The organism is Actinomycetes bacterium (genome assembly GCA_035489715.1).
GTDB lineage: Bacteria > Actinomycetota > Actinomycetes > JACCUZ01 > JACCUZ01 > DATHAP01.
The window spans coordinates 1-11,794 of the sequence record DATHAP010000072.1 but is presented as its reverse complement, the minus strand read 5'-3'; the positions used below and the strand labels follow the sequence as shown (position 1 = coordinate 11,794).

The 11,794-nt window shown below is 74.6% G+C and carries 12 protein-coding genes; 10 read left to right on the top strand and 2 right to left on the bottom strand.

Annotation, left to right across the window (positions count from 1 at the left end; translation table 11 throughout):
• The 3 genes from dnaE to VK640_06275 form a co-directional block, all read left to right on the top strand.
• The coding region (dnaE, locus tag VK640_06285) for a DNA polymerase III subunit alpha (GenBank protein HTE72790.1) at nt 1-2,293 on the top strand (2,293 nt) is incomplete at its 5' end.
• 130 nt (nt 2,294-2,423) lie between these two features.
• Nucleotides 2,424-4,010 (top strand): DUF3352 domain-containing protein, encoded by a 1,587-nt coding sequence (locus VK640_06280; protein HTE72789.1) that lies wholly within the window; start codon nt 2,424-2,426, stop codon nt 4,008-4,010.
• Complete coding sequence (locus tag VK640_06275; GenBank protein ID HTE72788.1) at nt 4,007-4,663, top strand: DUF2567 domain-containing protein; 657 nt, start codon at nt 4,007-4,009, stop codon at nt 4,661-4,663. Before VK640_06280 ends, VK640_06275 begins: the two co-directional genes overlap by 4 nt.
• On the opposite strand, the gene ybaK is transcribed toward VK640_06275, so the two are convergent.
• Complete coding sequence (gene ybaK, locus VK640_06270; protein HTE72787.1) at nt 4,623-5,123, bottom strand: Cys-tRNA(Pro) deacylase; 501 nt, start codon at nt 5,121-5,123, stop codon at nt 4,623-4,625. The two genes, VK640_06275 and ybaK, sit on opposite strands and share 41 nt — an antisense overlap.
• An 8-nt stretch (nt 5,124-5,131) precedes the next feature.
• Nucleotides 5,132-5,833 carry an LON peptidase substrate-binding domain-containing protein gene (locus VK640_06265; protein ID HTE72786.1) on the bottom strand — a complete coding sequence of 234 codons (702 nt, stop codon included), beginning with the start codon at nt 5,831-5,833 and terminating at the stop codon, nt 5,132-5,134.
• Nucleotides 5,834-5,947: 114 nt separating this feature from the next.
• Here VK640_06265 and hisD point away from each other — a divergent pair, with 114 nt between their 5' ends.
• From hisD to priA, 7 genes are all read left to right on the top strand, one after another.
• Nucleotides 5,948-7,249, top strand: coding sequence for a histidinol dehydrogenase (gene hisD, locus VK640_06260; GenBank protein HTE72785.1), 1,302 nt, complete (start codon nt 5,948-5,950; stop codon nt 7,247-7,249).
• On the top strand, nt 7,242-8,330 hold the full coding sequence (locus tag VK640_06255) for a histidinol-phosphate transaminase (GenBank protein ID HTE72784.1): 1,089 nt from the start codon (nt 7,242-7,244) through the stop codon (nt 8,328-8,330). The genes hisD and VK640_06255 overlap by 8 nt, the downstream gene beginning before the upstream one ends.
• On the top strand, nt 8,330-8,947 hold the full coding sequence (hisB, locus tag VK640_06250; GenBank protein HTE72783.1) for an imidazoleglycerol-phosphate dehydratase HisB: 618 nt from the start codon (nt 8,330-8,332) through the stop codon (nt 8,945-8,947). Before VK640_06255 ends, hisB begins: the two co-directional genes overlap by 1 nt.
• Before the next feature lie 180 nt (nt 8,948-9,127).
• A complete protein-coding gene (locus VK640_06245; GenBank protein HTE72782.1) occupies nt 9,128-9,976 on the top strand; it encodes a hypothetical protein in 849 nt (282 codons plus the stop codon).
• Nucleotides 9,977-9,986: 10 nt separating this feature from the next.
• A complete protein-coding gene (gene hisH / locus VK640_06240) occupies nt 9,987-10,643 on the top strand; it encodes an imidazole glycerol phosphate synthase subunit HisH (protein ID HTE72781.1) in 657 nt (218 codons plus the stop codon).
• Complete coding sequence (locus VK640_06235; GenBank protein ID HTE72780.1) at nt 10,640-10,984, top strand: hypothetical protein; 345 nt, start codon at nt 10,640-10,642, stop codon at nt 10,982-10,984. Before hisH ends, VK640_06235 begins: the two co-directional genes overlap by 4 nt.
• On the top strand, nt 10,981-11,787 hold the full coding sequence (priA, locus tag VK640_06230; GenBank protein HTE72779.1) for a bifunctional 1-(5-phosphoribosyl)-5-((5-phosphoribosylamino)methylideneamino)imidazole-4-carboxamide isomerase/phosphoribosylanthranilate isomerase PriA: 807 nt from the start codon (nt 10,981-10,983) through the stop codon (nt 11,785-11,787). Before VK640_06235 ends, priA begins: the two co-directional genes overlap by 4 nt.
• The last annotated feature ends 7 nt before the right edge of the window (nt 11,788-11,794 follow it).

Below are 11,794 nucleotides of genomic sequence, written 5' to 3'. Positions count from 1 at the left end.
CGAGCGCCGTCGCGGCGAGGTCATCCGCTACGTCACCGACAAGTACGGCGACGACCGGGTGGCCCAGATCGTCACCTACGGCACCATCAAGGCCAAGCAGGCGATGAAGGACTCGGCCCGGGTCCTCGGCTACCCCTACGCCCTCGGCGACCAGCTCACCAAGCTGATGCCGCCGGCCATCATGGGCAAGGACATCCCGCTCGGCGGCATCTTCGACCCGCGGCACAAGCGCTACTCCGAGGCCGGCGAGTTCCGCGCCCGCTACGAGTCGGACCCCGACGCCAAGCGGGTCGTCGACACCGCCCGCGGGCTGGAGAACCTCAAGCGCCAGTGGGGCGTCCACGCGGCCGGCGTCATCATGTCCAGCGAGCCGCTGCTCGACGTCATCCCGATCATGCGGCGTGAGCAGGACGGCCAGGTCATCACCCAGTTCGACTACCCGAGCTGCGAGGCGCTCGGCCTGGTGAAGATGGACTTCCTCGGCCTGCGCAACCTGACCATCCTCGACGACGCCCTGCGCAACATCGAGGCCAACCGCGGCCGGACGATCGACCTCGACGCGCTGAGCAAGGACCTCACCGACCAGGCGACCTACGACCTGCTGGCCCGCGGCGACACCCTCGGGGTGTTCCAGTTCGACGGCGGGCCGATGCGCTCCCTGCTGCGGCTGATGAAGCCGGACAACTTCGAGGACATCTCCGCGGTCGGCGCGCTCTACCGCCCTGGCCCGATGGGCGCCGGCTCGCACACCAAGTACGCGCTGCGCAAGAACGGCGCGGAGCCGATCACGCCGATCCACCCCGAGCTGGCCGAGCCGCTCGAGGAGGTGCTCGGTGCGACGTACGGCCTGATCGTCTACCAGGAGCAGGTCATCCTGATCGCGCAGAAGCTCGCCGGCTACTCGCTCGGCAAGGCAGACCTGTTGCGCAAGGCCATGGGCAAGAAGAAGCGCGAGGTGCTCGACGCCGAGTTCGTCGGCTTCTCCGAGGGCATGCGGGCCAACGGCTACTCCATGGCCGCCATCAAGACGCTGTGGGACATCCTCGTCCCGTTCTCCGACTACGCGTTCAACAAGGCGCACTCCGCCGCCTACGGCCTGGTCTCCTACTGGACCGCCTACCTCAAGGCCAACTTCCCGTCCGAGTACATGGCGGCGCTGCTCACCAGCGTCCGCGACGACAAGGACAAGTCTGCGCTCTACCTCAACGAGTGCCGTCGCATGGGCATCAAGGTGCTGCCGCCCGACGTCAACGAGTCGGACTCCGACTACACGCCGCGCGGCACCGACATCCGCTTCGGCCTGGCCGCCATCCGCAACGTCGGCGAGAACGTGGTGGCCAGCATCGCCGCCACCCGCCTGAGCAAGGGTCGCTTCACCGACTTCTACGACTTCCTGCGGAAGATAGACCCGGTCGCCTGCAACAAGAAGACCGTGGAGTCCCTGATCAAGGCCGGCTCCTTCGACTCGCTCGGCGACCCGCGCCGCGGGCTGCTCAACGTGCACGCCGAGGCGATCGACTCGTTCATGCTCACCAAGCGCAACGAGGCGCACGGCCAGTTCGACCTGTTCAGCGGAGCTGACGGTGGGCTGAGTGGGGGTGACGACGACGGCGGCGAGTCCGAGATCACCGTGACGCCGCCGGTGCCGCTGGGCGAGTGGGACAAGAGCGTCCTGCTGCAGTACGAGCGCGAGATGCTCGGCCTCTACGTCTCCGACCACCCGCTCTTCGGCGTCGAGCACCTGCTCTCGGCCGCGGCCGACTGCTCCATCGCGTCGCTGACCGGGTCCGAGGAGCGGGCCGACGGTTCGCAGGTCACCATCGGCGGCCTGGTCAGCGGACTGCAGCGCAAGGTGACCAAGAAGGGCGACGTGTGGGCGATCGCCACCGTCGAGGACCTCGAGGGCGCGATCGACGTCATGTTCTTCCCGCAGACCTACAACCTCTACGCGACCACCCTCGCCGAGGACACCGTGGTCGTGGTGCGCGGGCGGCTGGACCGGCGCGAGGACGTGCCCAAGCTGATCGCGATGGAGATGACGCTGCCCGACCTCTCCGAGGGGCCGCGCGGACCGGTCGTCATCTCGCTGCCCGTGGTGCGCTGCACGCCGCCGGTGGTGGAGCGGCTCAAGGACGTCCTCGCCACCCACCCGGGCGCGACCGAGGTGCACCTGCGGCTGCAGGCGGCCTCGCGCACGACGGTGCTGCGGATCGACGACGGGCTGCGGGTCAACCCGTCGCCGGCGCTGATGGGCGACCTCAAGGCGCTGCTCGGCCCGGCCTGCCTGGGCTGAGGCACCGGCTCCGCCACGACCACGATCGCCGTGGATCTCAAGCGCGACCCGGGTGCGCGCCGATACCGTTCCGACAGGTCAGCACGCCGGCGCACCGACGCCGGCACCGACGGCCGGGGGGCCACCCGAGATGAGCAGCACCGACGAGCGTCACGGCCCGCCGTTCGGGGCGTACGGCGCTGCTGACGTCCTGGCGACCAGCGCCGAGGACGGGGAGCCGCGCCGACGCGCACCGTGGGCACTGGTCGCCGCGGGTGGCGCGCTGGTCCTCGGTCTGGTGGCCGGCGTCGGCTGGGCGGTGGGCTCGCTGTCCGGCGGCGGCGCCCAGCCCGAGGACGCGCTGCCCGCCGGCGCGATCGCCTTCGTCAAGGTCGACCTCGACCCGTCGGCCGGCCAGAAGATCGACGGCTTCCGGTTCCTGCGGCAGTTCCCCTCGCTGCGCGACCACATCCCGCTCGACGGCGATGTGCGCCAGGTGCTGTTCGAGGCGGTCGCCGAGGACGCCGGCTGGGGCGACGTCGACTACTCCTCCGACGTGGAGCCGTGGCTGGGCGACCGGCTGGCCGTCGCCGGCTACCCGGCCGGTGCCGACCGCACGACCGCGCCGGCCCTCGTCGCGCTGCAGGTCACCGACGCCGACGCGGCCGAGAGCGGGCTGCTCCGCCTGGTCGACGCCTCCGCCGGGGGCGTCGGCGGGACCCGCGACATCGGCTTCGTGGTGGCGGGCGACTACGCCCTGATCGCGGAGTCGCAGGAGCTCGCCCGGCGCTACGCCGACAAGGCAGAGCAGGGCAGCCTCGCCGCCGACCCGCGCTTCGCCGAGGACCTCGGCTCGGTCGAGGACGGGGTCGCAGCGGTCTGGGTCGACAACGCGGCGGTCGCCGAGGAGGCCGGCGTGCTGGACCCGATGGGCTTCGGGCTCGGCGGGCTGGCGACCGGGCGCGACGGGCTCGGTACGTCGGCCGGCCGCACCACGATGGTCGCCCGCTTCGCCGGGCCGGACGTCTTCGAGGTCGTCGGGTCGGTCGGCGGGGCCGAGGCCGCGTCGTGGGCGACCCACCCGCTGACCGGGCTCGACGTGCTGCCGGCGAGCACGGTGGCCGCGGTCGGCATCGCCGACGGCGACGAGCTCGCGCCGCTGCTCGTCGAGTCGGCGCGCCGCTCGGCCGAGGACACCGCCGCGCTGGACGACGGCATCGCGGCGCTCGAGGAGGAGAGCGGGATCGCGCTGCCCGAGGACCTCGCCGTCCTGCTGGGCGACAACCTCGTCGGTGCCATCGACGCCGGCGAGAGCGGCGCGATCGGCAGCGTCGAGGGGGGCGTCAAGGTCCGCACCGACGCCAGCCGCGCGCAGCGGCTGCTCGGGCCGCTGCTGTCGGGCGATCTGGGGGGGCCCGCCGACGTCGTGCTGCGCACCGACGGCGACTCCTACGTGCTGGCGACCAGCGGCCGGCAGGCCGCCCGCCTGGTCGCGCCGGGCGACCTCGGCGACCAGCCCGGCTTCGCCGCCGCCCTGCCCGACCTGGCCGACGCGGACGCCGCGGCCTGGGTCGACCCCTCCGCGTTGGTGCAGACGCTGTTCAGCGGCTGGAGCGCGTCGACCGACGAGCCCGGCGACGGCGACGACGACCTCGAGCAGGTCACCGGCGTCGGCGCGACACTGACCAGCGGGGACGACGGCACCGCCGTCTTCCGGTTCCGTATCGTGACCGAGTGACCTCCCCGGGCGACCCGCCGTTGCGCACCGAGCTGCGGGCCGGCCTGCTGGTGGGGCTCGGCTGCGCGGTCGCCGGCGTGGTCGTCGGGGTGGTGTGGCGGGTCGTCGTGCCGCTCGCCGAGCTGGAGAAGACCGCCACCGGCGTCCTGCAGGTCGGCGGGGCCGAGACCGAGGTCGCCGCCGACGGCTGGTTCGCGGTGTGCGCGGCGCTCGCCGGGGTGCTGGCGGCGGTGGCCGCCGCTCTGCTGCTGCGCTCGGGGCGCCTCGGCGCCCTGGTCGGTCTGGTCGCCGGCGGTCTGGTCGGCGCCCTGGTCGCCTGGCGGGTCGGCCTGCTGCTCAGCCCGCCGGAGATCGCCGCCGCGGCCAAGGGGGCGCGGGTCGGCGACACCTTCGAGGGGCCGCTGCGGATGTCCGCGTACGGCGTCCTGCTCGCCTGGCCGACCGCGGCCGTCATCACGTTCTTCGCCGTCGTCGCCGGCCTGGACGTCGAGTCGCACGGCACCGACCGCACCGAACGCCTGCCCGAGCGGGCCGACCACGCCGGGCTGACCGCGACGAACCCGGTCACGGGCGCGACCGCCACGGACCCGGTCGCGGCCGAGCGCTCGCGGCTCAGCCCGGGCGCGCCACCGGAGCCACCCGCGCCCCGGTGACCGCGACCAGGTCGGCGGGCGCGAGCGACATCTGGAGCCCGCGCCGGCCGGCCGAGACGTGGACCCGTTCCAGCCCGGACGCCGTGGCGTCCACCACCACGTCGAGCCGGCGGCGGTGGCCCACCGGACTGATGCCGCCCACGACGAAGCCGGTCGCCCGCTCCGCGTCGGCCGCCTCGGCCATCTCGGCCCGCTTGCCGCCAACGGCGGCGGCCAGCGCCTTGAGGTCGAGGGAGCCGCTCACCGGGACCACTGCCACCACCAGCCGGTCGTCCACGCGGGCGACGAGGGTCTTGAACACCTGCGCCGGGTCGAGCCCCAGCGCGGTCACCGCCTCCAGCCCGTAGGAGTGGTGACCGCTCGCTGCCCCGGGCTCGTACGGGTGCAGCTCGAACGCCACGCCGGCCCGGGTCAACGCGACGGTTGCGGGCGTGCCGCCCGTCCTGTCCATGCGGGCCATCGGGGCGCCTAGTTGGGGCTCGCGGCGACCCGGGTCAGCTCGACACCGGGCAGGGACGGCAAGTGCCCGAGCAGGGCGGTCTCGCGGCGCAGCAGCCGCGCCTGCGCGCGCAGCCGGGCCGTGGTGTCCGGCGCCTCGAGCAGCCGCTGCCGGTCGCGCAGGTCGAGCACCATCGTCGCCGCGACCAGGTAGGAGAGCAGGTGCGGGTCGTCGGGCAGGGGGTCCGTGTCGTCCGCGTCGGGGTCCTGCCCCAGCGCCCGCCGGTAGTCGTCGAAGTGCCGGCGTACGGCCGCAGCGACCCCGAGCGGGTCGGAGCCGGCCGGCTCGGGCAGGGTCTCGACCCGTCCGCGCAGGTAGGCGAGGGAGCCGTCGAGGGGCTCGTCGCCGGCGAACCGGAACCGGGTGGTCCCGACGCAGACGATGTCGAAGCGGCCGTCGGCGTAGGGGTCGACCCTCCGCAGCCGTGCGATGCAGCCGACCGGGTGCAAGGCCCGCAGGCCCTCGGCACCGACCTCGCGACCCTCGCGGATGGCCACGACACCGAGCTCACGCTGCTCGTGGTCGGCCTCGAGCAGGTCGCGGACCATCCGGCGGTAGCGCTCCTCGAACACGTGCAGCGGCAGCAGCACCCCGGGGAAGAGCACGGTGCCCAGCGGGAACAGGGCGAGCAGTCGGCCGCCGCCCGTCTCGCCCCTGCTGTGGCCGCTCACGCCTCCGGAGCCTACGGCGACCGCGGCCCGCACGTCCCATGGCCCGGACGTCGTCCCGGCCCGGCCGGCGCGGCTTCGTACACTCCGTCGCGTGGTGACGTCGGTGAGCACGCCGTGATCGGGCGGGTCGACCTGCGCGGGCAGCGACCCGACGCGGCCGGGCTGCGCGCGGTGCTGCCCCGCGCCGCCCTCGACGTCGAGGTCGCCCTGGAGGTCGTGCGGCCGCTGTGCGACGACGTCCGGGGCCGGGGCGCCGACGCGGTGCACGAGCTGACCGCTCGCTTCGACGGCGTCGCCCTCGAGACCACCCGGGTGCCGCAGCAGGCGCTGGCCGACGCCCTGGCCGCCATGGACCCGGCTCTGCGGGCTGCGCTGGAGGAGGCCACCCGCCGGGCCCGCCTGGTGCACGAGGCGCAGCGCCGTCCCGACACGGTCGTGCCGGTCGCGCCAGGGGGGACGGTCACCGAGCGGTGGGTCCCGGTGCGCCGGGTCGGGCTCTACGTCCCGGGCGGCCTGCTGGCCTATCCGTCCAGCGTCGTCATGAACGTGGTCCCGGCCCAGGTCGCGGGCGTCGGGTCGCTGGCGGTCGCCAGCCCGCCACAGCGTGACAACGGCGGGCTGCCGCACCCCTCGGTGCTCGCCGCCTGCGCGCTGCTAGGCGTCGACGAGGTGCACGCCGTGGGGGGAGCGCAGGCCGTGGCGATGTTCGCCTACGGCACCGCCGACTGCCTGCCTGTCGACCTGGTGACCGGCCCGGGCAACATCTACGTCGCCTCCGCCAAGCGCCTGCTCAAGGGCGTCGTCGGCATCGACTCCGAGGCCGGGCCGACCGAGATCGCCGTCCTCGCGGACGACACCGCCGACCCGGCCCACCTCGCCGCCGACCTGGTCGCCCAGGCCGAGCACGACCCGAACGCGTCCTGCCTGCTCGTCACGCCCGACGCCGACCTGCTCGACGCGGTCGACCGGGCGCTGGACAAGGCGGTCCCGGCGACCCGGCACCGCGAGCGGGTCGAGACGGCGCTCGGCGGCCAGTCGGCCTACGTCCTGGTCGACGACCTGGAGCAGGGCCTGACGGTCGTCGACGAGTGGGCCGCCGAGCACCTCGAGGTAGTCACCCGCGACGCGTCGGCCTGGGCCGCCCGGGTGCGCAACGCCGGCGCGGTCTTCGTCGGCCCCTGGTCGCCGGTCTCGCTCGGTGACTACCTCGCGGGCTCCAACCACGTGCTGCCGACCGCGGGCACCGCCCGGCACAGCGGCGGGCTCTCGGTGCAGTCGTTCCTGCGCAGCCAGCACGTCGTGGAGTACGACCGGGCGGCCCTCGCCGCGGTCGCCCACCACGTCGACGCGCTCGGGGCGGCCGAGGACCTGGCCGCCCACGTCGACGCCGTGCGGGCCCGGGTCCCGCGTGGGTGAGATCGAGTCGCTGCTCCGCGACGACCTGCGGGGCCGGACGCCGTACGGCGCCCCGCAGCTCGACGTGCCGGTCAGACTCAACACCAACGAGAACCCGCACGCGCCCTCGGCGGCGCTGGTCGCCGACCTGGCCGACCGGGTGGTGGAGGCCGCGCGGCTGCTCAACCGCTACCCCGACCGCGAGGCGGTGGCACTGCGCACCGGGCTGGCGACGTACCTCAGCACGACGACCGGGGTCGAGCTCGGCGCCCGCGAGGTGTGGGCCGCCAACGGCAGCAACGAGGTGATCCAGCAGCTGCTGCAGGCGTTCGGCGGGCCCGGTCGCACCGCCGTCGGCTTCGACCCGACCTACTCGATGCACCGGCTGATCTCGGAGGCGACCGGCACCCGCTGGCTCGGTCTCGAGCGACTGGCCGGCTTCCGGCTCGAGCCCGAGCAGGCGGCGTTGGTCGTGCGCGAGCACCGGCCCGACGTGGTGTTCCTGTGCTCGCCCAACAACCCCACGGGCACCGCCCTCGACCTGGACGTCGTCGAGGCCGTGCACGACCAGGCGCCGGGGCTGGTCGTGGTCGACGAGGCCTACGCCGAGTTCGCCACCCGGCCGTCCGCGGTGACGCTGCTCGACGGGCGCCCTCGGCTGGTCGTGACCCGCACCATGTCCAAGGCGTTCGCCCTCGCCGGTGCGCGGGTGGGCTACCTGGCGGCCGACCCCGACGTGGTCGACGCGCTGCACCTCGTGCGGCTGCCCTACCACCTGTCGGCGACCACCCAGGCCGCTGCGCTCGCCGCCCTCGCGCACACCGACGAGCTGCTGGCGACGGTGCAGACGGTCAAGGAGCAGCGCGACCGTCTGGTGGACGGGCTGCGGGCGATGGGCCTCGAGGTGGTCGACTCGGACGCCAACTTCGTGCTGTTCGGCGAGTTCGGCGACCAGCGGTCCACCTGGCAGGGTCTGCTGGACCGGGGCGTCCTGGTTCGCGACGTCGGGCTGCCGGGCTGGCTGCGGGTGACCGCGGGCACCGAGGACGAGGTCACGGCGTTCCTGGACGCGATGCGCGACGGCTTGGGAGAGGTGCCCTGATGGCGACGGAGGAGACGGGCCAGCGCAGCAGGACGGCCACCGTCGACCGCGAGACCAAGGAGTCGAACGTCCACGTCGAGGTCGACCTGGACGGCTCGGGCCGCACGGTGGTCGACACCGGCGTGCCGTTCTTCGACCACATGCTCGCCCAGCTGGGCCGCCATGGCGGCTTCGACCTCACCGTCCGGACCCGCGGCGATCTCGAGGTCGACCCGCACCACACGGTCGAGGACACCGCCATCGCCGTGGGGCAGGCTCTGCGTGAGGCGCTCGGTGACAAGGCGGGCATCCGGCGCTTCGGCGACGCGCTGGTGCCGCTGGACGAGACCCTCGTCCAGGCCGCGGTGGACCTGTCCGGGCGGCCCTACGTCGTGCACGTCGAGCCGGAGGTCGTGGAGCTGATCGGGACGTACGACACCACGCTCACCCGCCACATCTGGGAGTCGCTGACCGCCAGCGCGCAGATCTGTCTGCACGTGCGGGTGCTCGCCGGGCGCAACGCCCACCACGTCGTCGAGGCGCAGTTCAAGGCGGTGGCGCGGGCGCTGCGCGACGCGATCGCGCTGGACGCGCGGGTCACCGGAGTGCCCTCGACCAAGGGCACCCTCGGCGGTTGACCCGTGCGACTGTGCGCTGACACACCAGACACCCCGGCCGGCCGGTGTGTCGGCGCACAGTGGGTGGTGGCCCGGCTGGGTGGTGACCGGATGGTGCCGACGGATGGTTGCGGTCCGCCAGCTGGGCCGGGTTCGGCGAACTGCCCGCGCCGACCGGCCCGGCACGAGCAGGGTGGAGCCATGCGCACCAGCACGGAATGCTCGACCGCCTCGATCCTCGTCCGGGGGGCCCTGGAGCGGGTCCGCGAGGTCGTGGTGCGGCTCGGCCGCGAGGCCTGGGTCGCGCCGGCCGGCTCGGGCTGGGTGCTGGTGCTGCCGGACCGGCCCGGCCGCCTGTCCGGCACGTCGGTGGACGAGGTCGACCCCTACGACCTGGTCGGTCTCGGCCGGGCCCTGTGCGACGGCGGCCTGGCCCAGGTGCTGGTCTTCTCGGTCCGTCGCGGGCTGGGCGTGAGCCAGCTGATGTCGCGCGACCACGACACCGCGTTCATCGGCTGGCGCTGCGAGGAGTCCGGCGAGAAGCCCGCCTCCCGGGTGGAGCCGGACGCCTTCACCTTCTGCTCCCGCTTCGGGGTGCCGGAGCGGGCCGAGCTGCTCGAGCTCCTCCTCGACGACCGCAGCGGCACGCCGGAGGAGCGGCTGGCCGCGTTCTGCACCGCGCTGGGCCTGCCGCTCGTGGCGGTCGGGGCCACCGCCGACCGGCTGGCGGAGGAGCGGCTGCACCTGCCCGCCGTCGAGCGGCACCGCCGCCGGGGTTGGATCGAGCGGGCGCTGGGTCGGGGCTTCTCGCCGGTGCCCTGGCCGCGACGTACCTGGCTGGTCCGCGGCCTGCACGGGCTGCTCCTCATGGCGGCGTTGGCGGTGTTCGTCGACGGCTGGGTGCACGGGGGCAGCTGGCTGCACCTGGTGCTCGGCCTGGGCACCGTCGTCGGGCTGACCGGCCTGGGCGCCGAGGTCGCCGGCGAGCTGCGCCGTGGGTCGGTGCGCACCGTGCGGACGGACCGGCTGCGGCCGCCGCCGTCCCAGTAGCCTCGGGCGGGTGAGCTCGCCCGCCCCGACCGTCGTGGTCCTCGACCACGGGTCCGGCAACCTGCGGTCCGCCGAGCGGGCCCTGGCCGCCGCCGGTGCCCGCGTCACGGTCACCGGCGACGTGGGGGCGGCGCTCGCGGCCGACGGCCTCGTGGTCCCCGGCGTCGGGGCGTTCGCCGCCTGCATGGCCGGCCTGCGCGCGGCGCGCGGCCCGGAGGTCATCGGCCGCCGGCTCGCCGGCGGCCGGCCGGTGCTCGGCATCTGCGTCGGCATGCAGGTGATGTTCGAGACCGGCCGCGAGCACGGCGAGGAGACGGAGGGCTGCGGGGAGTGGCCGGGCACCGTCGAGCGGCTCGCCGCGCCGGTCCTGCCGCACATGGGCTGGAACACAGTCCGCGTCCCGGCGGGCAGCCGGCTGTTCGCAGGGGTGGACGGGGAGCGCTTCTACTTCGTCCACTCGTACGCCGCGCGGAGCTGGGACCTGGTGGCGACCGGCCCCTTTGCGGCGCCGCTGGTCACCTGGGCCGAGCACGGGGAGCCGTTCGTCGCCGCGGTGGAGAACGGCCCGCTCTCGGCGACCCAGTTCCACCCCGAGAAGTCCGGCGCGGCCGGCGCCCGGCTGCTGCGCAACTGGGTAGGCACGCTCCCCGAGTGGACTGCAGCGTGAGCAAGGAGCGAGCCCGGCGACGCGCCGAGCGGGAGCGGGTGGCCGAGGCGGCCCGGCAGTCCCGGTCCCGCCGCGACCAGCGCCTGGACCGGCGCCGGGCGTCCCGGCAGGCGCTGCGGGCCCGGCTGCCGCGACGGACCCGGTGGCACGGCCAGCAGGGGCTGCTGGCCCGCCGCCGCCGGATGGAGAACGGCATCATCGCCGGGCTCTACCTCGCGGTCCAGGCGATCGTCTGGCTGATCACGCCGGACCCCTGGGTCCGCGGCGCCGCCGCGCTGCTCGGACTGCTCGCCCTGCCCGTCCTCGTCACCCTCGCCCTCGACCGCAGGAGCCGCCCGTGACCACCGTCCCGCCCGAGACCGCCGACCAGAACGGTCCCTACCTCGTGCTGCTGCCTGCCGTCGACGTCGCCGGCGGCCAGGCTGTCCGCCTGGTCCAGGGAGCCGCGGGCAGCGAGACCTCGTACGGCGACCCGCTCGACGCGGCCCTGGCCTGGCAGTCGGCGGGCGCCGAGTGGATCCACCTGGTCGACCTCGACGCAGCGTTCGGCCGGGGCCAGAACCGCCGGCTGCTCGCCGAGGTCGTCGCTCGCCTGGACGTCGCGGTGGAGATGTCCGGCGGCATCCGCGACGACGCGTCGCTGGACGCGGCGCTGTCGACCGGCTGCGCGCGGGTCAACATCGGCACCGCGGCGCTCGAGGACCCCGAGTGGTGCGCCCGGGCCATCGCGACCCACGGCGACCGCGTCGCGGTGGGCCTCGACGTGCGCGGCACCACGCTGGCCGCCCGTGGCTGGACCGAGGAGGGGGGCCAGCTCTACGACGTGCTCGCCCGCCTCGACCGGGACGGTTGCGCGCGCTACGTCGTCACCGACGTAGGCCGGGACGGCACGATGACCGGGCCCAACCTCGACCTGCTGCGCGACGTGTGCGCGGCGACCGACCGGCCGGTGGTTGCAAGCGGCGGGGTGTCCAGCCTCGACGACCTGCGGGCCATCGCGTCGCTGGTCGGTGTCGGGGTCGAGGGTGCCATCGTGGGCAAGGCGCTCTACGCCGGAGCGTTCACCCTGGAGGAGGCCCTGGCCACGACGCGGGGGACGGCTCAGGGGACCGCACGCGCAAGCACGAGGGAGGCGACCGGATGAGCGCACG

What these genes read in the sequence shown, in the direction of transcription:
- VK640_06280 (HTE72789.1), top strand. Translation starts at nt 2,424, where the DNA reads ATGAGCAGCACCGACGAGCGTCACGGCCCGCCGTTCGGGGCGTACGGC.
- ybaK (HTE72787.1), bottom strand. Translation starts at nt 5,123, where the DNA reads ATGGCCCGCATGGACAGGACGGGCGGCACGCCCGCAACCGTCGCGTTG.
- VK640_06245 (HTE72782.1), top strand. Translation starts at nt 9,128, where the DNA reads ATGCGCACCAGCACGGAATGCTCGACCGCCTCGATCCTCGTCCGGGGG.
- hisB (HTE72783.1), top strand. Translation starts at nt 8,330, where the DNA reads ATGGCGACGGAGGAGACGGGCCAGCGCAGCAGGACGGCCACCGTCGAC.